This window comes from Enterococcus sp. AMC2644, from assembly GCF_058216475.1.
Map to the genome: position 1 here is coordinate 1,915,919 of NZ_CM177095.1, position 24,093 is coordinate 1,940,011.

Consider the following 24,093-nt stretch of genomic DNA (forward strand, 5'->3'; position numbering starts at 1 on the left):
CCTTTTTTCATTGATATAGTGGGGGGATCTCACTCTAGCTTTTTCCGTGAAAGTCCAAATGCTGAATGTGCTTCATTAATTTCCTCAGTAGTCATTTCTTGTAAAAGCTCTTTTATATTTAACGTTTGCATAGAACCAATTTGTTGAAGAGCTGCTAGAAAGTCATATTTTCTAGGAACAAGAGGGGCATAGAATTCACGAGGAACTCCTGAGCCACTATCGCAGTAGCCTCTGCCTTTAATTCGTTTATTGATGAACGCTTTTCCTTTTTGATCCGATCCAAAAGTCATGTAATAGCCCTGTTCTGATAGCTTTCCCAAGCTAACTCGAAATAAAAGATTATCACGTACACCGCCACCAAAGTTATCTGCATCAGGACGTTGGGTTGCTAAAATGAGAAAAACACCTGCTTGTCGTGCTTTTAGAACAAGTTCCTTTACATATCGCAGAATTTCGTCCTGTTCTTTATAGGTTAAGGTGCCAAAAAAGGCTGCCCACTCATCAACAATAATAAAGTAGGGAGGAATACCATAGTATGCAAAGTTTTTCCCTGTTGTATAGTTAGGGAGAGCCTTCATATAAACATAACGTCGATTCATTTCTTCTACAGCATTCTTTAAACATTTCGTAATCCATTTTGTTCCGTAAAATACGTGATTTTTGAATAAATGTAGACTTTCTAAATCTTTTAAATCTGCTTCTTTTGGATCACATACATCAACCGTTCCAATCTGAATGAGCGCATGAATTAAGGTGAGCAGAAAGTAGGACTTGCCACCCCCTGTGCCTCCAGTTACTAACATGTGAGGCACTTCGGCATAGTCCCATATAACGCCATCCATGAGTTTGACTTGTCCATTTGTTACGATACAATCTTCAATTCTAATCCGCTTACTGATCACATCAATCATTAATAAATAGGTGGTGAAGCCCATTTCCTTTTGTTCCTCAATGAAGTCAGCAATGTACATTTCTTCAAAAGTTTTTGCAATTTTTTGAAAGCGATCATGCCATTTCATGCCATCTGTGGGAACCGTTAAATAAAGAATTTCCTTGGTATTACGGTAATAAACTTTTGGAAAAACCATTTTTTCAGTAGCCTGTTCTTTTGATTTCCGTTCCTTCTTCTCATACAATCCATTGCTTTTCAAGAGACGAGCTAACATTTGTCGTTGGTAAACTCGATAGAAGAAACCACCCTTTAAAAAAGAAACTCTGCGAATCATGACCAAAACTAACAACGGCAAGAAGAGTATTAAAAAAAGCCCTCCAATGGGAACTAAGAGGGCAATCCAATCAATTATTTGTCTTTGTTGCATCATCTGTATTAGCGGATAGATAAAAAGGTAGCTGTAGTAACCAGCAAATAATAGAAAAGGAAACCAAGCTAGTAGAAGGTAGGTACGATAAACAGATAGATGTAGAGGACGAATTCTACGTCCACGATAATGAAAGAATGTGTTCATAGTTGCCTCCATTCAATTAGTTTTTCAGATTTTGGTCCCCTTTAGCTTGCTTTACATTAACTGATTCTACTTTTTTTAGGGATTCTGCTCGGATTTTGAAGGCTTGCTCTGACTGAATCGAATCGTTATAACCAGTATAAGAAGAAAGCCAAGCAAGTGCAGTGACTTCTCCTGTAAGCTCTACTTCATCATCATAAGAGAACGCTGTAGTATCAACAGTTTCTGGAACAGTAATATCAATTTGGTCATTTTTAGCTTCGGAATAGACAGTAATGCGTTGTTCACGAACAAAATCTGTTCGGTTACCTTCTGTATCTGTTTCATAAATTTTTTGGCTATTCAAATAGAATAATTTTCCAAATGTTCTACGTGTATCAAAATCTTTCACAATGTTATCTTCAAATTTTAAACTCATCATTTTTCTCCTTTTCTAGTTCAATGTCAGCAGTTGTTTAGCGAAAATTTGTAATTCAAGTGATCGACTAACTGTTCCAATATTATTTCGTTTGGCACTAGGAACAAGTGTAACTTCACGCAGCTCGACTTCTTTACGACCTTCAAAACGTAGGGAGTTTCGTAAATTTGGAACGATGATTTCAAAGTCAGGATGAAGAGCAGAGGAGGCTGTAAAAATGCGACAAGGGATTCTTTTTCCCTCTACATAAATTTCTCGTTCTTCTTTAACGGTTGCTTTGATTTTATTTCCTAATTGATTGTCCTTTAAGACAATGCTTGTGACACGATTGGACATCTTTTTTCCTTCTTTCTTTTTTATAACTTGAATATACACTTTAAGTGCAACACCTAAAACATAAAAAAGGACTCATAGTAAACTTCCAGTTAAAATAGGTTTGTCGAGAACACTATTGAGAGGAAGATTACTATGAATCACTATAACCATCTTACAATATTTGAACGAGAAAAAATATACTTATTGTCTAATCAAGGATTCTCCATGCGAAAAATTGCACAGATTATCCATCGTAGTCCTTCAACTGTTTCTAGAGAATTAAAACGAAACACACGAAAACAGTGTTACTCACCGTCTACAGCACAAAGCTTTTACTCTTTAAGAAAACAAAAATGTGGACGGAAATCACTCTTATCAAACCCTACAATTTGGGCATTGGTTCGAAAACTATTTGTTGAACAACAATGGTCGCCAGAAGAGATTTCTTTTCGTATAAAGAGGGAAAAGAAAGATTTTTCAATTAGTTATTCGACCATTTATCGAGGAATTTATCAGGGGATTTTAGAAACAACGCCTTTAAAAGAGGGGAATCGAGGACTTGTTCGCTCTTTACGACATCGTGGGAAAACACGTCATACAAAAGAACACATAGAAAAGAGAGGGAAAATACGGATTACGCATACGATTCATGAGCGTTCTCAAAAAGCAAAGGATCGTTCTGAAATCGGACATTGGGAAGCGGATACAGTCGCTGGGAAAACAGGACGTGCCTGTTTGGTCACGTTGACAGATCGGAAAACAAGATTCTTATTAAGTGGTAAAATTGAAAAGAAGTTATCAGAACTAGTTAAGAATAAAATAATCGCATTATTTTCTACTATTCCTAAAAACTATCTTAAGTCTATTACTCCGGATCGTGGAAAAGAATTTTCAAAACATCCAGAGATTACCAATGAACTTCATCAAGTCCCATTTTATTTTCCTGATCCTCACGCCCCTTGGCAAAGAGGAACAAACGAAAATACAAATGGTTTATTACGAGAATACTTCCCCAAATTTCAAGAAATAGATTCTATCCCTGATGAAGTCATTCAGGGCTATATTGAGAGGTTAAATCTACGACCAAGAAAATGTTTAAACTGGAAAACACCGTATGAAGCTTTTTATAATGTTTCGTTGCACTTAATTTGACAATTCAAGAATAAAAAAGAGACATAGAACTGCCTCCGTTTTTTCTAATTATCGTTGTGATGCTTTTTCTTTTTGTTGTAAAGGTAATAGCCAGCAACTCCAGCTAACAATAAGCTCCCTAAAATAATTCCTGCAAAAGAAACAACTTCACCAGTTTGTGGTAAGCTTCCTGTTACAGAAGTTTCTTTTTTACTTGGAATCATTTCATTTGTCATGTTACATTTGACAACCTCACCATCTTCTTGAATTTCAAACTTAATCGGCGTTTCGTCTATTTGATAGCCAGTAGGGGCTTTATATTCTTGGAAATAGTAAACTCCTCGTGGTAAGTTTTCAAAACTAAAACGACCTTGATGATCCGTCTTTCCTTCAATGATGATTTTTTTATCTTTATCAAGAATACGAACGCCTGTATCTGGTAGCTCTTTTCCATTGGAAACATCCGTTTTGGTTAGTTCAGCAATCCCTTTGACTAAATGATTTTTAATCTCCAGCAGTAGAAGTGGCTCTTGATTGGTTTGTGGTTCCTCAACTGGGGTAGTTTCATTCGTTAATGGCTTGTTTGGATTTTCTTCTTTCTTCTCTTCATTAAGGATTTCACTAAGTAAAGTTCCTTTACTGTCATAGACTTGAATTCCTTTTAGAGTAGAGACGATTTGATAGGTCTCAGGAGATAGAACATACTGTTCAGAAGCTGATTGTTTTTCTTTCAAATAGAATGTTCCCACAGGGATATTGGTAAAGGTAGCAAGAGATTGTTCATCTACAGTGACTGTTTGAATCACTTCTTTTTCCTCATTTTCTAAAGTGAAAATAGTGCCTTTTCCATTCCCTGTAAAAGCAAAATCATAGCCATTTTTTTCTTTTAAAGTGGCTTCTTCATTTACTTTTTTTAGTGAGAATTGGTTGAAGTGAAGCTTATTTAGAAGTGGTACAGATTCATCCTCCAAGTTTTCTTTAGCAGCATAAATATCGATTACTTTTTCGGATTCGTGGTCAGCTGCTGTAAACTCAAATTCATGACGGCTAGTATCAATATCATGAATTTCACCAGCATCTAATTCTTGAAAGTAATATTTTCCTTCCATTAATTGTTGCCTAGGGAACGTAAGTCCACCATCTTTTACTGTGCCAAAACCTAGTAGAGAATCAGCAGGCAGCACTGTTTTATCTGTCATTGTAAATGCTTGATTAGTAAACAGACCGAATATTTTGTCGTTGGCTTTGATCTCTTCTATAATTGGTTTATTTTCTTTCCACTCCTGAATCTGCTCTTCGTTTTTATGGAGAGTGATCTTTAGTTGTTGAAAATCGTTTTTTGCTTCAATAGATTGAGATACAAGTTCAACGTTTTGTCCTTCATAGGTGAATTCAAAAGGAAGCGGAGTGGTATTCATCAAATAGCCAGCAGGCGCAGCTGTTTCAATGGCTTCATATTTTCCGAGATAAAGTTTTGGCATATTCATTAGTTCACCATTGTTATCTGTTTGAACAGTGGCAACTACACTTCCTTTTTTTGCATGAACATAGTTGCCTACTTTAATATCTTCACGAGCTTTGATGGTGAAAGTTACATCCGCCAGAGGAACATAATCGAAAGTGATTTCATGTAGCTTTCCATATTTTGAATCTTTGGTTGTAACACTAGAAGCTTTTTGCCCTGTTTTCTTTAGGTGAAGCAATCCTTGTTGGGCTTTATTTGCAAACACCACTTCAATTGTTTTATTGGGTTCAATCGTAATTTCTTTAGATTCGCCTTTATTTACAAAGCCATTGTTGGCAGTTACTTCGGTGATTTTTATTTTGGTACCAGCTTTTAAGTCATTTATTTGAGCTAAACCATTCGTATCAGTGACAATTTCTTTGGATTGTCCGTTAAACTCAAATTTCATTTTTGTATTGGGGACAGGCTGTCCGGTATCCTCATCTACTTTTTTCAATTTGACATTACCGTTTAAATTGACTTTGATATTTAGCTGAAAGGAGCCGGCATTAGATAATTTGAAAGTAGCTACTTTTTGTTCATTGGGTTTGTTGAAAACAAAACTTGTACCAACATCATTCGCATTTGCGATATTGTACTGTAATTTTCCTGTTTCTTTCGATGAACTGGTTGCGGTTAACTTCAATTGGTTTCCGGATTTATTTAGTTGTAGATTAGCGGAATTGCTAGCTAGATTGCCATACTTACTTAAAACACCGTTTGTATCATTAAGTGTGATTGTATCGCCAACATTTAACGTGATCGTCTGATTATTGAATGAAGGTTTTGTATTGTGCGCATTCACTTTTGCTAGAATTTCATTTTTCCGATTTTGATAGTTGGGAAGGGTGGTAGACAGTAGCTGATCGCCAAATGACTCCCAAATCATGTTTTGAGTGATTCCATAGTTTTCACTTGTAGGATTCGTTTTATAGCCATAATAGGCAATCAGAGACAAACGGTCTTTTTCAGCAATAGTGAGTTCAGATGGATCAAAACCAGAACCGCCATTTAAAATGGTACCATGTTCGATACAAAAGGCAGGCTCACCCTCTGCTTTAATCATGTGAACACCATCATCTGTCCAATGAAGACCAGCAGGGTTCGCTAAATACCAAGTAGAAACGTAATCAGCAATTCTTGTGTAGTTGACGGTAGCAGCAAGGACAGTGATAGGAGTAACAAAAAAACTAGCCATGATTACTATCAATGCGAGATAGCTGGCTAGTTTGTGCTTTTTATATTTAGTTGTCATTGTTTCTTTTCCTCCTTGAGTTATTTTTGTTTTTTTTAGAGTTACGAGAGGGACTTCTGATTTTTTTGGACAAGTGTTTTGATTCAGCTCCTTTAGATACTTATAATGGTATTTGATATCTTAGATATTTTGAAAAGTAATTGAATTATATATTTTCTGATAGTTATTAATTACTCTAACTGAAACTCTATTTAATTACGGCTAAAATGAAAGCCTTTTTTTGGAGCGAGAGAGTCGGTTTGGTTTCAGACTATTTTTGTACAAATTAAATTTTTATTTGTTTTTGTCGCTTCGTGAATTTGTTGACTTTTTATATTTAATAGTTCAATATTAAACTGAATAGTCTGGATATAGTTGAAACTGAATATATGTCTTCAATAAACAGATGCATATCATTAAGGAGAGAACATTATGCAAGAAAATATACGGAGTGAATTGTTTTTTTTAAAGCAGTTTGGATTTAATGATATTTTATTACAACATATATTTCTTTCTGGACTAGATCCTATACAGGTGATTTTTAAGAAAGATATCGATTTAGAAATCAATTTAGAAGATCTTTTTTCTGAAAAGGAAAAAAAGATATCAAATGATTTCATAGCCTATGAAGATTTTAAAAAAAATTTGTTTTCTAATGAGTCTTTTTTGGTGAAAAATAGTAAAAATAAAATTTTTTTTAAATATGATAGGAATGAAATAACTGAAATAGTCCCAGAAAAAATAATGCCTCTTTTTATTTATTGTAAAGGTGATACATCGTTGTTAACAAAGGACAAAAAACGCATGGCAATAATTGGAACACGCCATCCGTCAAAAAAAACAATTGAGATAACACAGAAATTGACTCAAAAATTTGTTGAAGCCGGTTTTGTTATTGTGAGCGGTTTAGCAGAAGGAACTGACACAATTGCTCATGAGACAGCATTAAAAAATAATGGTAAAACAATTGCTATATTACCAACAAATTTCAATAAAATTTATCCTAAAAGTAATAAGAAACTTTCGGATAAGATAGTAGAAGATGGGTTACTATTAACTGCTATTGGTCCTAAAGAGAATACTTATAAATCGAGTTTTTTGGAAAGAAACCAATACGTGGCAAATGTGAGTGATGTAGTTTTAGTTACGGAAACTAATTTAAAAAGTGGAACAATGAATACAATTAGAAATGCAAGTGAGGCAGCTAAAAAAATATTATTTGTAGACCAAAATGATGAAAAAATTAATAATAAAATTTATGAATTTGGAGGAGAGATGTTAAATGCCGATTATGAATAAAGTTGTAATTATGTCGAAATTATTTTTGTTTAATTCAGATAATCAACTGATCCAAGATAATTTATGGATTGTAGATTTTTTTGCAGACCAGGAGATAGAAATTGCTATTCTGGCAAGAAGTGCTTCAGTTAGAACAATGAAAAATCAGATACCTGAAAATTTTGAAAATAAAATAGCATTTGTGGACAGAAACCCACAAACTAAAAAAGCAATTATTGAGTTGAAAAATAAAGGAATAGTAGTTGCGGTAATAGGACTTGTAGATGAGGATGCCATTTTTGCATTCAACTGCAAATTGCCATTATTTAATCCAGAAAAAATGATTAATCAGAGATCAAATATTTCTGAAAAAGTTAAAAAATACGGACTACCTGTTATTGATTTTCAAAATGTTGTAGATTGTTTTAAAGCTTTTGACGTCCATCAAGGAAATTATTTTGAGATGCATATAAATGACCAGTACAGTGTTATGAGTTTGAATAATGCAAATACATTCTATCGACCAGAAGAAGAAGCTAGAATAAAAGAAATTTTTGAAGCTAATCTAAAGGGAAATGAATTTTCAAGAGATCAAAGAATTCTACTTATACTGCTATTTCATTTAATAAATGAAGTAACTACAAATAGTTACTATCAAGATGTAGATTACTGGGGAACGTTCCCTTCATCTAATCCTAGTAATACAGAAACGTCTATTTCTTTTTTGAAAGAGGCAGTCAGAGTTATTGTAAGTGGTGGCCCAAGAACTGGACCAGAGATACTAATCAGGCATACTGCTATGAAGTCAAAACATAGTAGTGGTTTATCGAGATTGCAGCAAAAATGCAATAGAGATTTTGAAACATTGAAGATTAATGATTCTTTAGTAGATAGGATTAAAGGAAAAGTTATTTGTATTATTGATGATTATATAACCAACGGCTATTCTGCTGAGGCAGCTAAACACTTGTTACTAAGTGCGGGTGCTAAAAAAGTTATTTTTCTTTCTATTGGTAAATTTGGGAGCAAATATTTTTTAACAAATTATGATTTGAATGAAGCAAGTTACGAATTTATTGGCGAAGAATTATTTCAAGGAAATTCAAGAGGTAATTTTTATGACAAATATAATGATAATGAAATCTTAAACTTTACAGATTTAGTTTGAAATTTTTAGGGACTTTAATAAAATCATTAGTATTCGTTCCAGCTCGCAATTTTCTTACTAAAAACTATCCAAAACATCCATATTTTTCTAATTAAAAAAGTTTGAAACTAAATCAAAACTAACTACAATTGACAAAAATTACTAGAATTTCGCAGCATTCACAGAAGAACCAGAATGCCGGTATACCAACGTTTAGAGCTTGTCAGTAGTTCTGAGAAAAGCAAGCCTTTTGCTGGAAGGGTCTGTGGGATAATAAATTTAAAGAGTACCAAAACATTGAATTAACAATGTTTTGGGCTCTTTTTTTGTTTCATGGTTTAAGAGTAAATGCCAAATTAAATGCCATTTGTTAAAAATTAACATATTTTGCAAATCGTTCTCCTGTTTCTCTAACTTTTTCAGGAGTAACGTGAGTGTAAATATTCATAGTAGTTTTGACATCTTTATGTCCTAAACGTTCTTGAACTTCTTTGATACTTGCTCCAGATTCAAAAAGTAAACTAGCATGAGTGTGTCTAAAACCATGTAAAGTAATTTTGGGTAAGTCATATTTTTCGAGAATATTATATAACCAATCATTTGGAGCTTGGGGATAATACAAATCATTGAATTTGTTTGTAAAAATAAATTGAGTATCTTTAGATGTATTATAACCAAACTTTAAATACCACTCTTTTTGATTGTACCGCCATTGTTCTATGACTTTAATCGTTTTAACATCAAGGGCGATAACTCTTTGAGAACTAATGGTTTTAGGCTCTTGAATAATAATTTGATTATACTCGTCCATAGCAAGCGTTTTTCCAATTGTTAGTTTTTGGTTGAAAATATCTATGTCTTTCCACTGTAAGGCAAGAACTTCTGATTTTCTCATTCCAGTGAAAGCTAAAATGCGGAAAAAAGTTAAAATTTTAGTGCTTGTTCTACTAACTTTCTCTGTGTGGCTCTCTAAACATTCAAAAAACACCTCTAATTGCTCTTTAGTGTAGAAGTAATTCTTCCACTTCTTTTTTACGAGGCAGTACAGTCTTTCTCATAGGGGTAGAATCGATTAACTCCATTTGGACACCAAACTGAAGAACTTGACCGACTACTTTTCTAAAATAGTGGTACTGTTTGTACTGATCATGCCAAAGATTAACTATCTCTTGACAGTATCTAACAGTGATTTTATCCAACTTTAATTTACCAAAGTGTTGCAGTGCATAGTTTTCAACAAATCGACGTGATGTAGCTACTGTTGAAGGTTTTACTTTTAGTCGATATTGTTTTAACCACAAGTCGTAAAGTTCTGAGAAAGTTATTTTTTCTTGATTAGTTAATTCACGATTATTTTGTTCAAAATCAGTTTGTAATTGAGCTAAAGCAATTTGAGCTTCTTTTTTGGTTTTAAAACCACTTCTAGTTGTTTTTATAGGAGTTCCCTTTACAGGATGAGTGCCCAGATATGCTTGAAATTTCCACCGTTTATTGCCGTTGTTTAACGTGTATTGCTTAAATGAAGCCATGTTGTACCTCCCAGTTGTATTGTTTTTGAGGAGCTATTTCAAAAATCAATTTAGGAGTTAAAAATTATTTATCTTCTAACGAATCAAAAATATGGTCAATACAGTTAATAATATTTTGGTACTCTGATTCTTTATCAAAATTACCCAAGCTAATATAGTTGATGTGCTGTAAAAGATTGATAACGTACTTGTACATTTCGGGGCTTTTAATACTCAATAAACGACTTTGCATAAATATTTCTGAATCTCTATCTAATTGAATACGATAATCCGATGTGAAATTATAATTATCTAATTCATTTTCTACCTCATCTAAGTATTTATACGGACTAATATGATAAGCATCTGTTTCATATTGACGTCTTTCTCCAGTTAAAAAATATAAATAGTGAGTATGAAGTAAATCAGCGATTCTTCGCAATTCTTTCATTGATGGAAATGTTATTTCATTTTCCCAAGAGTCTATAGTGTCAACCTTAATTGAAGGAGAAACATATCTTGCCAATTCTTCTTTAGATAAATTGACAGCTTCCCTTTGTTTTTTTAGGCGTTCTCCAATACCAAATTTTTCTTTACCGAAGAGTAAGTAATCTGTAGTAACACTACCTATATCAGCAATTTGCTTTAATCTTTCGTTGCTAGGTAAGTTATCTCCACTCTCCCAATTTCGAACCGAACTTTTTTTCACAGGGGGTGTAACAAGTTGACCAAACTCTGTTTGAGTCATTTTTTTCTTAAAGGATTGTGTACGAATCTTTTTTATTCTTTTTCCAACTTCTTTGTTGTCAATAAGGCTCATATAGTATCAAATTCTCCTCTCAAAGATAATTATACATAGAAATAAACAATAATGATAGCATAGTACAGTAAAAACTGGAATTTTTGTTGACGTCTAACTTCTAAGGTGTTAAATTTAGTATGTACAGATTTCGCTGTACTTTTTTGAGGAGCTACTCAGAAATTAATAAAGAAAGGAATGGTAAAAATGTCAGGATTTCAAGTTATGCTTAATGAAACTCAGACAAAAGAATTACAGAGGTATATTTTTGAATTAACGAATGAAGCGGTGCAACAAGCGATTCATAATGCTGGAACAGACAAGGAATTTTTGAACCAAAAAGAAATGTCTAGTTGGGTTGGAGTTAGTTCAAATACATTAAGGTCATACGTCGATGAAGGTATACCAATGATTGTAATTGGAGGGAGGAATTTATATTCAAAAAAAGAAGTATCAAAATTTTTATTGTCTAAACAAAAATAGAGCACTGTTCTTAGCTTGGCGGCATAAACAGTACTCGTATTTACAAAAAATAAATACAAAAGTATTTACAATTGGAATATAGCATTTTTTTATTGTTATTTCAATGATGTTGATACTTTGGAATGGAGAAGTTAGTGGCAGAAAGAAGAATGATGTCCAAACAATTTGTTAACAATGCTAGTTTTATGAAGATGTCTGATTCCGCAAAACTATTATATTTTTATTTGAATGTTAATGCTGACGATGATGGAATTGTAGAAGCCTATGCATACTCTCAAATGTTAAACACACCAGAAGATGATATAAAAATTCTATGTCAAAAAGAATTTATAGTATTTCTAAATGATGATTGGTTGGCATTTCTACCTCATTGGTTAATAAATCAACAATTAAGGGCGGATAGATATAAACCATCAATTCATAGAAATACATTATTGAATAAATACCCTGATAGTATCTCTAAGTTAAAAAAACTAAGTTTAGAGCAATTTAATAAATCTATACAACAGGAAGAATTGAAACCGGAGATTTATGAGAAGATTTTTGGTATACCAAGTGACAACCAGTTGGAGCCACAGGTAAGGTTAGGTCAGGAAAGTCAAGGTAAGGAAAGATTAGAAAAGGATAGTGTAGGTAAGTTAAGGTTAGATAAGATTAGGAGAAGCGAACTTCAAAAAACAATGAGTGCTAGTTTCTTAGATCCAAAATCTAAGGAAATTATTATGGATAGAGTTGATACGTTCTCAGAAGAAGAACAAGTACAAATATTCAAATTACTATCTCAAACTAAATCGTCAGTACAGAGAAAAACAGGAGTGATGATTGACTCTTCTAAATATGAATTATTAACCCATCAAATGCTGGAAAGAGTTTTAGAGACATTGGCAAAAAAAATGATATCTAGAGAGAATATAAATATTTTTGCTTATTTAAATAAATCCTATACAGAGTATTGGGAATCACTAGTCAAAACTGTTCATAATGAAAGAAAATTAAATTTTGTTCAGAGCTAAAATTTTTACAAAATTATAGAAAACAGGAATAGTATTTTTTATCTCTGTTTTATCCCAAAAATAAGAAATAGAGAATGACACTGTTCCTGCTTTATTAAAAGGGCAAGCAACGGGTTTGTCATGACAAACCCAAAAATCAAAGATTTTTTTCTTGTTAGGTTACACCTAAAACCGTTGAAATATAGTTCAAATTTTAGATGAAATTTAAGTAATATTTTTGTCGTTTTACTCGAAAGGAGAATGGAAATGACTAAAAGAAAAAAGACGTATTTACAGATATCTTTAGACCCTAAAGAGAAAGAATATATTAAGGAAAAAACCAAACTATTTGGATACGCAACGATATCAGCATTTCTAATAGATTCTGCTAATTCTTATATTATGTTGAATGTAGATATGTCTGTTTATAGGAAGTTATATAGAGAGGTAAAATACATTGGAAAAAATATAAATTCCATAGTTCGAAGAATTAATTCAGAAAAATTTTATAGTGATTTAGAAGTAGAACATCTTGAAAGAAGAATGGATGAAATTTATGGATTGATGGAAAAAGAATATGATCGGTTAGAAAAATTAGCTTTTCATTTTACTAGTAATGATTTGACAGAAGATGAAGTTGTAAAAATAATAAAAGCATATGAGGAAAATCATCTGCCTATTCCTAAATTTGTATTGCTTCAAGATGTTTATCAGAATATACATGATTCGTTGGTTTTTATAACTGAAATGATTCAAGAATCTAAATATCAAGATGAAGAAATAGAAGAGTACCTCTGGCGTTACTTAAACAGTGACTTCATTAAGAATCTAAGTGATGAGAGGTTAACAGAATTTTCCAATCGATTACTCAAATATTATGAAAACTTGAGACGAATGCAACTTAATCTAGATTATCATTTTTCTGATGATGATTGGTTTGACTTAGTTGATATATTAGATGATTACGAGAAATAATAAACAAAAATAAGAGAGAAAGAAGCGAAGATAAAATAAACTATCTTTGCTTCTTTTCTCTCATTTTCATTATTACGAGCGATATTAAATTGTAAGTATCGTATAAAAAAGGTAAAAGTAGTAGAAATACATTGGTGTACATGTATGTTTTACTTGAAATGTAACCTTGCTTTGTAATGCTATCAAGATAAACAAAGATTAGTGGAACAAGGAATACTAGAAAAGTAGTTTTTAGATATAGCAAAACAAGTATAAATAATAGAAGTAGCTAAGTAAGAAATATAATTCCTATTTTTGAATTATAAGGATTTGATATAGGTAAAAAAGCAATAATTAAAGAAATAATAATCTTTGAAAAAACTACTCTAGAGTATCTTTTTTTCTCAAAAATTTTAATATCATTGTAAGTCATAATCTTCTCCTTTAAGTGGACTAGTATTAGTCCCATTGTAACATATTAATTCTCTAAGATTAATAAAAAAGGACTAATTTTAGTCCAGAAAGTGTGTTAATCTTGAGGGAAGAGAAAATTATAGATAATGATAATATAATTGGGAGTGATATAAGACGAATTCGTCTTGAAAAAGGGATTGGACAGACTGAGTTGGTTAAACAATTACAATTGATGGACGTTGATATTACAAGGGAAACACTTGTTAAAATTGAGAGTGGTAAACAGCATATTAAATTGGAGCAACTTAATGCATTAATTACAATTTTAAAAGTTGAATATAAAGAAATCTTTATACCAAAATTTGATAATAGGATAGGGGAAAAAAGCGATGGAAAAATTGACAATTGGAATTAAAGTAACTAAGAACGGTATAAGAGAACAAATAGATGTACACTTTGTTAAAGATGATGCTTTCTCTGATCAAAATTCATATTATAATTTAAAAAATGAGTACTTGGATAAAAGAGAAATTATAGTAATTCAGGATTCAGAACGTGAAACATTCAGTGTTGAAATTGAATTTGGTGACAATATATTAGATGATGTTGATATAATTAGACAAGAATTTGATAAAGCCTATACAGAAAAAAAATTAAAAGAAGAAACAATGGGAGAAGAAGAAGAGGATGATGACTCAGAATATTCAAAAAATGAGATGAAACCTTATGATCCTAATCTAATTAGAGTTGATCAAAAACAATTTACTATTTCTGAGACAGTTCAAAAAATTGGAAGTAGTGAGATTGATTTAAATCCTGATTTTCAAAGAAAATTTGTTTGGACAGATATTACAAGAAAATCAAGGTTAATCGAATCGATTTTATTAAGAATTCCGTTACCTGTTTTTTACTTATCTGAGGATGAGGATGGAATTTACCATGTATTAGATGGTCTTCAAAGACTTACAGTATTAAATTCTTATTTGAATAATGAATTTAGATTAAAAAATTTAGAATATCTAGAGTCTGAGTGTGGAGGTAAATTTTACTTATCAGAAGAAGAAGGAAAAGCTAAAAATAATAAAGAAAGATATTTACCAGAAAAATATGTTCGACGGATTAAGAATACCATGCTAAATTTTAACGTAGTTGATTCAAGAACTCCTGAACAAGCAAAATATGATATTTTTCGAAGAATAAATACAGGTGGAAAACCATTAAATCGACAAGAAATGAGAAATGCAATGGCAACAGCTGACACACGTAAACTATTAAGAAAACTTGCTGATTTGAAAATATTTAAGGAGGCAACTGGTTTTTCAGTAAAAGATACAAGGTTTGCTGATCAAGAGTTGGTACTTCGTTTCATTGGATTCTACTTAATAGATAATTCATTTAAATATGCAATTCAATATAAAGGTGTAATGGCAACGTTTTTGGATGAGGTAATAGAAGTGCTGAATAAATATTATTCATCAAAAGAAAATTTTGTAAATAATATTTTTAATGATTTTACAACATCAATGAAAAATACATATACTATTTTTGGAGATAAGGGATTTAAGAGAACTCAAGTGATTAATAAAGCTTTATTTTTATCAGTTTCTAGAAACGCTTATGAATTAGAAGTGAAAAACGAATATGATATTAAAGAAAAACTGATTGCTCGTGACGAGTTCTTTAACAATAAAGACAGCGTATTTTGGAATGATGCTATTGATGATTTTAAAATAAAAAATGAATTAATAAATGACTCACTTAGTACCGGTACCAATGAAATTGTTAAAATAAATAATTCATATATTATTATGAGTGAATTACTGGAGGTTTTGCTAGATGAATCAATTATCAACAATTAAAATTAATGGGTTAAAAAGTTATATAAACGAAACATCAATTAGTTTAAGTCAATTAAATGTTTTTTCAGGCGTGAATTCTGTAGGGAAATCTACTGCCATACAATCAATTTTATTAACTAAACTTTTATATGATAATTATAAAAAAAATGGAAATATCTTAAGTGAAACATATCTAAATAGTGAATTGTACGGATTGGAATTAGGAACTTACGAAAAAATAATAACGGGTAGTAATAAGTATTTTGAATTAGGAATCAATGGAAAAAACATGGAAATTACTGCAAAGAGTGGAGATTCTTTGATGATACAAACCGATATGACAGAAATTGTTAACAATGAGAATACTAATATATTTAAAGGAAATTTTTATTATTTGTCAGCTGAAAGATTTGGCCCTAGAAACTATCAAGTAATTGACAGTTATGGAATTGATAATTGTGGAATTAGAGGTGAGAATTCTTTTCATATTTTAAATAAGTTTTCAGAAATGATAGTAGACGATCAGTTATTATATCCAGGTACAGAAAAAAAGGCTGAAAAAACCTTGATAAAACAAACGGAAAATTGGATAAATACTTTTTTTGATAGTGTAGAATTTAGTTCTAAACTAGATAGTGCATTAAGATTGGTTAAATTAGAAGTGAAACAAAGTAAACATGATATGGATTATGTTTCATTAAATAATGTAGGATTTGGGCTATCTTATGTGCTTCCCATAATATTAACATGTCTAACGTCTAAAGATGACTCACTAATTATTATTGAGAATCCTGAAGCACATCTTCATCCAAAAGGTCAGTCTTTACTTGGACAATTTTTAGCGCAAGTATCGTCATCAAAACGACAAGTAATCGTAGAGACTCATAGTGAACATGTAATAAATGGTATGAGACTACATTATTTAAAACAAAAAATTTCTTCAGATGATTTAACTATAAATTTTTTCTCAATAAATGATTCTAATACTAACGTAAAAAAAATAACACTAAATGAAGAAATGGAGCTTTTAGAATGGCCAGATAATTTTTTTGATCAACAAGAGAATGATTTAAGAATGATGAGGTTGATAAGGAGAAAAAATGAATAGTATAATTTCAACAGATATTTTTAATACGCTAGCCGAAGGAAACTCGAAAGATAAATTAAAATCAATTCTGGAGTTAATGGATAAACTTAGTGAACATGGTTTTTCAAATAGAAAAAATAATGGAATTTGGGAATTTCAGGTGGGTAATAACTATTTTTATGAGTGGTTATATGATAAGAATCCGCCTGAGTTAGTAGAATTAAAGAGAGAATTTTATCATGGAATAGAGAAAGCGACAGAGATTAGTATTGAGGAGTATGATGAATTTGAATCGATTTTGAAAAAACAGATGAGTAAGAATTCGGATTACCATGATTATCTAAACCAATTTTTATTTATTAAGGATGATACAGATGATGAGATTCATATGGTTTCTTCACTAACTAGGTTTTATAGATTGAGAAGATGGTATTTAGAAAAATGTTTTGATCAAAAAGAATTTGTAGAGGTATTACCACTGTTATTTCCTAATTTATATTTTCATCAAAATATTTTATCATCTTTAAGAACATTAAATAATGAATTTAGTATTATTTTGCCAGAAATAGTTCAACATTTAACAGCATTAGATTTATATTTTGATATTGATAAAATAAATTATCATGAATCAAATATTGTAAAATGTAAAAAATTTGAAGAGTATTCAAGTATAAATTGTAGCCCTGAAAGTAGTAGGGCTAAAGCGGAAAAATTAGTTTTTAAATCTGATTTAGGCGAAAAAATAAATTGTGAGTGTCATACAAAATTTAACACATTTGGAAAAGAAAAAGAAAAACAAGATCGCATTTATTTTTCTTTTGGAATTGATTCTTTTAATGGTGGAAAAATAGTTATTTATCACATTGGTGATCATATATAGGAAGTTTGTATAAATTTCTGAAATAGCTCCTCAAAAAGTTAATGCCAAATTAAATGCTATTTAGTTTAATTTAGTTGAACATCATTCATTATAATTAATAAAAATGAAATAAATAAGTATTGATTTAATAACTATTGCTATCCATTGATGACTAAAAAATCTAATGGAAAGTAGTGTGGGCTAGTTTCTATATATAAGCTCTAAACGTTGTTAAATCAGCGTTTAGAGCTTTTTCTTTTTGTCTAAAATCGTTTTAGATACGCTTTTGGGTACGTTTGAGTTACATTCCCATGAATTTAGCAAATCGATTCCCAGTTTCTTTGATGGATTGTGGTGTGACGTGAGCATAGATATTCATAGTTGTTTTTATATCTTTATGTCCTAAACGTTCTTGAACTTCTTTGATAGAAGCACCACTTTCAAATAGCAAACTATAATGAGTATGTCTAAATCCATGAGGGGTAATTTGTAAATCCATTGGAGATTTTTTGTAAATCCAATTTAGCCAGTCATTTACAGCCTGAGGGTAATATAAATTATTATCCTTAGTGGTAAAAACAAACTGTTCGGGTGAGTTGGTATTGTACCCATACATTATCATTGTTTCCATTTGTTCTTGTTTCCAGATTCTTAACTGTTTAAGCGTTAAATCATCTAGTTTAATTGTTCTGGTGGAACTATTTGTTTTTGGAACTTGTAGGACTACCTTCTGGAATTCGTCCTGAGCGACGGTTTTACCGATTTTAAGGGTTTTATTGAAGAAATCTATATCTTCCCACTGAAGGGCTAAACCTTCGCTTTTACGCATACCTGTGAAGGCTAGTAGGCGAAAGAAAGTATATAGTTTTGTACTATTATTCTTTTGAACATTATCTAAGAATAAAACTAACTGATCTTTTGTATAAAACTTAATCGGTTGTTCTTCTTCAATTTTTCTAGGGAGTAAGGTTTTAGACATTGGATTACTTTTACAGACTTCCATAGCTACGCCAAACTTGAATATTTGGGCGGTAGTTTTTCTAAGAAAAGCATATTGCTTCAATTTTCCATGCCACTTATTGACTTGTTGCTGACAATAGCTAACTGTAATTTTATCTAGTTTCATTTTACCGAAAGCGGGTAGGATATGATTCTTACAGAAACGTTGTGCAACAGCCACAGAAGAGGGTTTAACTCTCATTCGATAGTTATCTATCCATAATTCATATAACTCTTCAAACGTTGTGACATTGATATGGAATTCTTCTTGTTCCTTGTACTCAACTAGAAGCTTATTTAAAGCACTTTGAGCTTCAGCTTTCGTCTTGAAACGTCTTCTTTTGGTCCTAATATCTTTCCCAGTTCGAGGATCTTTCCCTAAATAAGTTTCAAATCCCCAGTATTTGTCGCCATATTGATTCTCTCCTTTACTTCATTTTGCAGGTAGAGAAGTTATTTGAAGAATCAATTATTTTAATGCTTATTGCTATATAATTTTTTTAAATAATCATAGTCTAAAACACCATAATTTAAAGCAATGGTCTTATTAAATGTATTTTCAATGAATGTATTAAGGAAAATTGTATCGTTATTACCAAAAATAATATTAGTATAATCAATATTATCACTAAAATCTTCAAGTATTTGTTCTTCATTAATTGTATTATCAAATATTATTGTTTCAATCTCTTGTGAATTATTAATAGACGTGTAGATTATTAAACTGGTAATTTTATCGTAAATAACTCGAGCTTTTTCATATATCTCTAATACTAAATCCATCGCATTTTTTTGATCTATATCAAGGAATTGGTATCCTATTCCAGTTAGTGAATATTCCCCAATTTCTTGATATATATGTAAATATTCGTTTTTTATCCCTGAAAACTTTAAACGATAAGTGTTATATTTGTCATCTGTCCCTGTTGGAAAAGCAAGAATAAAGTCATCATAAACATTATTTAATTTAATAATGTTTATACCATAATCATCATAAGTAAAGTAATCTTGTTCTAAAAAATAGCTGACAGGAATATCGTAAAAATTTGCGATTTTTTTTAATGTCTTATCACTAGGAATTCTTTTTCCTGTTTCAAACCTTGATAAACTCATATATGACATACCAATTTCGCTAGCTAATTCTTCTAATATGAGTTGATTCTTATTCCTGAGATCTTTTAATTTTCTTCTTAATTGTACCTTTTTTAAATTTTCATTAGGATTAATAGAAAAAGATGGGAAATTTGATTCTGTAATGGAATATTCCTATATTGAAGGCTTTGTTAAGTCAGCGTATGAATTAACAGAGGAAACGAGTAATAATTCAAAACAGACAGAAAAGTTACTCCAAATCGCAAATATCAAAGTATTAGAATCATTTAAGTATAAAGTTAGGTGTGAGTATCCAGAAATATTCAAAGATATTGATAAACTCATTACTACGGGTAGTCCAATATATATATGATACATATAATATTTCAGCTATCGAAGTGAATATATCAGATTTAAGAAATTTAGAAAATAGCCTGGAACGAAGTAAAAAATTATTGTGGCAACAAGATGTTGATAGTTTAGAAGAGTTTTATGTGAATTATATTCAATGATAAAGAGAGGCTAGAACTTATTTTCTAGTCTTTTTTACTATTTAATAGTTCATAGATAAAAAATGGTCATAGTATTAAGGATAAGTATATTTATTTGTTAATAAATTTGTTATCAAGAACTCTCAATAACTATCAAAATAATGATATAATCAAAGCAATTAAGTGTTTTTGAGGAGGAATTATGGAAACAAAAATAAACCAAGCCATCAAATCAGTGTTGCTGATGTTTGGTGATAAATATTTTATTGGTGAGATCATCAATAAGCAAAAAGTGATTCAGGACTTAGATAACTATGATAAAGAATTAATGACAAAAATGTTGTCAGATGACGTTGTGAAAAGTAATTTTACAATGGCTATCAATGATGCCATTATTTTTAATGTAAACAAATTAGTAGAATTATTTGAAACGAATGACTATTGGCAAGATTCTTATACAAAGTATTCAAAAAAAATTGGGTTAACAGCTAATGGGAAATTTATTGATGAAGCAACAGAAGTCGTGTTAGATTTCCCTTATAAAGATACGGTGATAAAAGCTGGAATGACTAAAGAAGACCTAGCGAAAGATGATTTGAGACCTGATGAACCATTTCTTAATGAAGTGGTTGCAAAAGAAGAAATTGATGTTCTGTTAGATAAAAAATTATTAGTTAACGCTAAAAAATATGATGCTGAGAGTGAGCATGATGTTTCTGATATAACAGAAGATGATAATCTAATTATAAAAGGCAACAATCTATTAGCTCTTCATAGTTTAAAAGAACGTTATGCAGGAAAGGTTAAATTAATCTATATAGACCCACCTTATAATACTGGGAATGATAGTTTCCAATATAATGATAGATTTAATCATTCAGCATGGCTAACATTTATGAAGAATCGTTTAGAAATTGCTAGGGAATTTTTAACAGAAGATGGAAGTATTTGGATAAATATAGATGATGATGAAAGCCATTATTTAAAAATTTTATGTGATTCCATTTTTGGAAGAGAAAATTTCATTTCTAATATAATTTGGAAAAAGAAATTTTCTCCTCAAAATGATGCAAGATATTTTTCTGATATGCATGACCATATATTGGTGTTTGGGAAAACTAAAGAAGAATTTGTAATCAATGGTTTACCGAGAACGGAAGCAATGAACAGTCGATATAAGAATCCCGATAATGATCCAAGAGGACCATGGACATCAGGTGATATTTCGGTTAGAACTTATAATGCAAAAGATGATTATCCGATAACTACTCCATCTGGGAAAATAATTAATCCACCTTCTGGAAGGTCATGGAGAACTTCTAAAGAGAGTTTTCAAAAATTAGTAGAAGATAATAGAGTTTGGTTTGGCCCTAATGGTGATTCAGTTCCAAGACTGAAAAGATTTTTATCAGATGTAAAGCAAACAGCTACTCCTCAGTCTATTTGGGATTACGAAGAAGTTGGACATAATCAAGAGGCTACACAGGGATTAAATAAATTATTTGGAGAGAATGTATTTGCTACACCAAAACCAGAAAAACTACTACAACGAATTCTTCATATAGGTTCAAATGAAGGTGACTTAGTTTTAGATTTCTTCATGGGTTCGGCGACAACCCAAGCCGTAGCTATGAAAATGAACCGTCGTTTTATTGGAATTGAACAAATGGACCATATTAATACCGTTTCAGTTCTTAGACTTCAAAAAGTCATTGAAGGAGAACAAGGTGGGATTTCTAAAGAGGTTGATTGGCAAGGTGGTGGTTCATTCATCTATGCTGAATTAATGGAAAAGAACACAGGTTTCTTAAAAGAAATTATTGAAGCTGACACCATGCAAGAACTACAAGTTGTTTTTGAGCGAATGAGTCAATCACCTGATATTGATTTTAGAGTAGATTTAGAAGTGGTTAAGGCAACGTTATGGGAACATTCACTTGAAGAACAAAAGAAGACATTGATTAAAATACTAGATAAAAATCAGTTGTATTTCAACTATTCAGAAATAGATGATGCGCACGTTCGAGAATTAGTGTCTGATTCAGATTATGCCTTTAATCAGAGTTTCTACAAGGAAGTGAATCAAGATGGCTAAGAAAACGAAAGAGACGTTTAAACCATTATCACTGCCTTTATATGATGAACTCGTTCAACTGGATCATAGCTTACTAAATGATGAATTAGGATGGACCACACCAACTTATTTAGCTGAAAATATGGTGCATACATTTCGTGATTATCAGGAGTCTGCCTTACGTTATTTCCATTACACCATGACGAATAAAGTCTTTGAGTACCGAAGAATTAATCATGCGTTGTTTAACATGGCAACGGGCTCAGGGAAAACAGATTTGATGGCGGGGTTAATCTTGTATTTATATCAAGAACATAGTTATCAAAACTTTCTATTTATTGTGAATACTAACACCTGAATAATTCATAGCTCTAAATTTAAGCTATTTTTTTGAACAAAGTGCCTATATTTAAATTAGGCAGATACATTCTTCCAAAATAATGTGTTTTCGAACAGGATATATACGGAAGAAGGCTATAATAAAAATTATTTGTCTATTTAAGGGCAGACTGATCCCTTGGAAAAATAGGTTAAAAATTTTTACGATAACTAGCCTAAATCCATTGCCTAGATCGCCGTAGGCGTTCAAAAACCTTATAAAATTCAGTTTGATACACATGATAACTCGACAGTTTGAGATAGACTTGTCTACCTGTTTTAACGAGTTTTCCGGCAACTTTAAGCAATGTCAATCGTATAGAATGAATCGTCATCCCCCGATTCACTTGTTCAAATCCAATGGTCTTTAAAAAATTGACGAGGTTGTAAGCCAGGACACTGATCATCATTCTGACATGATTTTCCAGGAAACGCGGACTATCTGTTTTGTCAAAATAAAAGCCTGATTTCGCTTCTTTGATGAAATTTTCCATTGTTCCACGCTTGCCGTAAAGAGAGAATATGACTTCAGGCGAGACATTATCGGATAGATTCGTCACAATGAATGCGTGGTGAAAAAGAAGCTCTCCTGCTTCACGGATTGATCGAATACAAACGCGACGGGGTTTTGACCAGGATTGTGCTTGATAAGGGAGTGAAAAATACTGTATTTCTCGGTCTTCCCATTTTTTATTATCCCCATAAAGAACAGAGTGTTCAGCTAACTGACTTAACCTCCGATTGCTCTTTAATCGGATAACGTACTGGCTTTCAGTTGCTTCACAAGATTCATACACCTCTGGTGTGGCGAAGCCGCTGTCACCCCGAACCAATATCTCGGTATGAGGTAACGTGCTCTTGTAGTGGTGTAACAGCGGGTCGATAAAGGCTTTTACCCCTTTAGACGTGTACTGATTGCCTGAACGCAGTTCAGCTTTTAGGAAATCTCCGGTCAATCCGTCAAATGCAACTAATGGGTGATAGCCGTAGGTTTGATAATGGGCATTATAATCTGTTTGTTCTTGGCGTCCAAAGGTATCCGAATGTGTGGAATCGACATCAATGATTAACTCGGTGTCATTGCGAATCAAACGCGCTTTATCAATCAGCGACTGATTTAATGCTTGGAGTTGATCCATGTTCTCCTCGGTGAAACGATCTAAAAACCGTGAGATTGACGATTGTGAGGCCAACTCTTTTTTACCGAGTACAGCTTGAAAGACTGGATCCTGTCTTAATAGATTAGCTGATGAGTCTGCCGAGTACCCAGCAATTAACTGCATAATGAGTTGTTCTAATATCGCTAAGTTATCATGTGTGAAGTAAACACGTTTGTCTTTAATATGGAGCCACTGTTTAGCTACGTGTGAAAAGTCGAAGGTATTCATCACCTCTTTAACTAAGACCAAACCCGAATCACTCGATAAGCGACCACCTGTATGTGAAATAGTCAAATTTGAATTGAATTTTACCTGGTTTTTGTGTAAGCTAGTCATGAGAAGAACTCCTTTCTTATGGTTGGTTTCGACACCTTTACCATATCAGAATGGGGTTCTTTTTGCATCACTTAACAGGTGAAAATGAAAAAGTAAATGAAGACTGCCGTTAGGCAGTTTCAGACGGTTTGAAGTCAAA

Annotated in this window: 19 protein-coding genes and 2 pseudogenes; 12 read left to right on the forward strand and 9 right to left on the reverse strand. The window is 31.7% G+C overall.

Going from position 1 to position 24,093, the window contains the following annotated elements; all coding sequences use genetic code 11:
- Positions 1–29: 29 nt before the first annotated feature.
- The 3 genes from AC4BC5_RS09295 to AC4BC5_RS09305 are packed head-to-tail and all read right to left on the reverse strand — an operon-like array spanning position 30 to position 2,217.
- A complete protein-coding gene (locus tag AC4BC5_RS09295; RefSeq protein ID WP_010785413.1) occupies positions 30–1,466 on the reverse strand; it encodes an FtsK/SpoIIIE domain-containing protein in 1,437 nt (478 codons plus the stop codon).
- Positions 1,467–1,482: 16 nt separating this feature from the next.
- Positions 1,483–1,881 (reverse strand): DUF961 family protein, encoded by a 399-nt coding sequence (locus AC4BC5_RS09300; protein ID WP_010783787.1) that lies wholly within the window; start codon positions 1,879–1,881, stop codon positions 1,483–1,485.
- Between the two features lie 15 nt (positions 1,882–1,896).
- Positions 1,897–2,217: a hypothetical protein gene (locus tag AC4BC5_RS09305; RefSeq protein WP_002367014.1), complete on the reverse strand. Its 321-nt coding sequence runs from the start codon at positions 2,215–2,217 to the stop codon at positions 1,897–1,899.
- Between the two features lie 132 nt (positions 2,218–2,349).
- Between AC4BC5_RS09305 and AC4BC5_RS09310 the strand changes: the two genes are divergently transcribed.
- Complete coding sequence (locus AC4BC5_RS09310) at positions 2,350–3,348, forward strand: IS30 family transposase (protein ID WP_490495130.1); 999 nt, start codon at positions 2,350–2,352, stop codon at positions 3,346–3,348.
- A 44-nt stretch (positions 3,349–3,392) separates the two neighbouring features.
- Here the strand turns inward: AC4BC5_RS09310 and AC4BC5_RS09315 are convergent, their stop codons facing one another.
- Positions 3,393–6,086, reverse strand: a complete 2,694-nt coding sequence (locus tag AC4BC5_RS09315) for a SpaA isopeptide-forming pilin-related protein (RefSeq protein ID WP_077150399.1) — start codon at positions 6,084–6,086, stop codon at positions 3,393–3,395.
- Between the two features lie 411 nt (positions 6,087–6,497).
- Between AC4BC5_RS09315 and AC4BC5_RS09320 the strand changes: the two genes are divergently transcribed.
- Positions 6,498–7,364: a DNA processing protein DprA gene (locus AC4BC5_RS09320; RefSeq protein ID WP_002367012.1), complete on the forward strand. Its 867-nt coding sequence runs from the start codon at positions 6,498–6,500 to the stop codon at positions 7,362–7,364.
- Positions 7,348–8,511 (forward strand): phosphoribosyltransferase, encoded by a 1,164-nt coding sequence (locus AC4BC5_RS09325; protein ID WP_077150400.1) that lies wholly within the window; start codon positions 7,348–7,350, stop codon positions 8,509–8,511. The genes AC4BC5_RS09320 and AC4BC5_RS09325 overlap by 17 nt, the downstream gene beginning before the upstream one ends.
- Positions 8,512–8,860: 349 nt before the next feature.
- Here AC4BC5_RS09325 and AC4BC5_RS09330 read toward each other — a convergent pair.
- Both AC4BC5_RS09330 and AC4BC5_RS09335 read right to left on the reverse strand, forming a co-directional pair.
- Positions 8,861–10,019 (reverse strand): annotated as a pseudogene (locus AC4BC5_RS09330) (site-specific integrase).
- A 64-nt stretch (positions 10,020–10,083) separates the two neighbouring features.
- Complete coding sequence (locus tag AC4BC5_RS09335) at positions 10,084–10,818, reverse strand: helix-turn-helix domain-containing protein (protein ID WP_490495131.1); 735 nt, start codon at positions 10,816–10,818, stop codon at positions 10,084–10,086.
- Positions 10,819–11,004: 186 nt separating this feature from the next.
- Here AC4BC5_RS09335 and AC4BC5_RS09340 point away from each other — a divergent pair, with 186 nt between their 5' ends.
- The 7 genes from AC4BC5_RS09340 to AC4BC5_RS09370 all read left to right on the forward strand — a co-directional run bounded on the left by AC4BC5_RS09340 (position 11,005) and on the right by AC4BC5_RS09370 (position 17,445).
- Positions 11,005–11,280 carry a MerR family transcriptional regulator gene (locus tag AC4BC5_RS09340; RefSeq protein ID WP_490495132.1) on the forward strand — a complete coding sequence of 92 codons (276 nt, stop codon included), beginning with the start codon at positions 11,005–11,007 and terminating at the stop codon, positions 11,278–11,280.
- Between the two features lie 134 nt (positions 11,281–11,414).
- Complete coding sequence (locus AC4BC5_RS09345; RefSeq protein ID WP_490495133.1) at positions 11,415–12,293, forward strand: DNA replication protein DnaD; 879 nt, start codon at positions 11,415–11,417, stop codon at positions 12,291–12,293.
- 246 nt (positions 12,294–12,539) lie between these two features.
- Positions 12,540–13,247 carry a hypothetical protein gene (locus tag AC4BC5_RS09350; RefSeq protein WP_490495134.1) on the forward strand — a complete coding sequence of 236 codons (708 nt, stop codon included), beginning with the start codon at positions 12,540–12,542 and terminating at the stop codon, positions 13,245–13,247.
- Positions 13,248–13,752: 505 nt separating this feature from the next.
- Positions 13,753–14,055 (forward strand): helix-turn-helix transcriptional regulator, encoded by a 303-nt coding sequence (locus tag AC4BC5_RS09355; RefSeq protein ID WP_490495135.1) that lies wholly within the window; start codon positions 13,753–13,755, stop codon positions 14,053–14,055.
- Positions 14,030–15,499: a GmrSD restriction endonuclease domain-containing protein gene (locus AC4BC5_RS09360; RefSeq protein WP_490495136.1), complete on the forward strand. Its 1,470-nt coding sequence runs from the start codon at positions 14,030–14,032 to the stop codon at positions 15,497–15,499. The genes AC4BC5_RS09355 and AC4BC5_RS09360 overlap by 26 nt, the downstream gene beginning before the upstream one ends.
- Positions 15,477–16,586 (forward strand): AAA family ATPase, encoded by a 1,110-nt coding sequence (locus AC4BC5_RS09365; protein ID WP_490495137.1) that lies wholly within the window; start codon positions 15,477–15,479, stop codon positions 16,584–16,586. Before AC4BC5_RS09360 ends, AC4BC5_RS09365 begins: the two co-directional genes overlap by 23 nt.
- Positions 16,579–17,445, forward strand: a complete 867-nt coding sequence (locus tag AC4BC5_RS09370) for a hypothetical protein (RefSeq protein WP_490495138.1) — start codon at positions 16,579–16,581, stop codon at positions 17,443–17,445. The genes AC4BC5_RS09365 and AC4BC5_RS09370 overlap by 8 nt, the downstream gene beginning before the upstream one ends.
- Before the next feature lie 280 nt (positions 17,446–17,725).
- On the opposite strand, the pseudogene AC4BC5_RS09375 reads toward AC4BC5_RS09370, so the two are convergent.
- Positions 17,726–18,841, reverse strand: a pseudogene (locus tag AC4BC5_RS09375) (site-specific integrase); the annotation flags it as partial.
- 56 nt (positions 18,842–18,897) lie between these two features.
- Positions 18,898–19,680 (reverse strand): helix-turn-helix domain-containing protein, encoded by a 783-nt coding sequence (locus AC4BC5_RS09380; RefSeq protein ID WP_490497532.1) that lies wholly within the window; start codon positions 19,678–19,680, stop codon positions 18,898–18,900.
- A 528-nt stretch (positions 19,681–20,208) separates the two neighbouring features.
- Between AC4BC5_RS09380 and AC4BC5_RS09385 the strand changes: the two genes are divergently transcribed.
- Both AC4BC5_RS09385 and AC4BC5_RS09390 read left to right on the forward strand, forming a co-directional pair.
- Positions 20,209–22,101: a DNA methyltransferase gene (locus AC4BC5_RS09385; protein ID WP_490495139.1), complete on the forward strand. Its 1,893-nt coding sequence runs from the start codon at positions 20,209–20,211 to the stop codon at positions 22,099–22,101.
- On the forward strand, positions 22,094–22,438 hold the full coding sequence (locus AC4BC5_RS09390) for a DEAD/DEAH box helicase family protein (protein ID WP_490495140.1): 345 nt from the start codon (positions 22,094–22,096) through the stop codon (positions 22,436–22,438). The genes AC4BC5_RS09385 and AC4BC5_RS09390 overlap by 8 nt, the downstream gene beginning before the upstream one ends.
- Before the next feature lie 196 nt (positions 22,439–22,634).
- On the opposite strand, the gene AC4BC5_RS09395 is transcribed toward AC4BC5_RS09390, so the two are convergent.
- Positions 22,635–23,954 carry an IS1380 family transposase gene (locus AC4BC5_RS09395; RefSeq protein WP_003140845.1) on the reverse strand — a complete coding sequence of 440 codons (1,320 nt, stop codon included), beginning with the start codon at positions 23,952–23,954 and terminating at the stop codon, positions 22,635–22,637.
- Between the last annotated feature and the right edge of the window lie 139 nt (positions 23,955–24,093).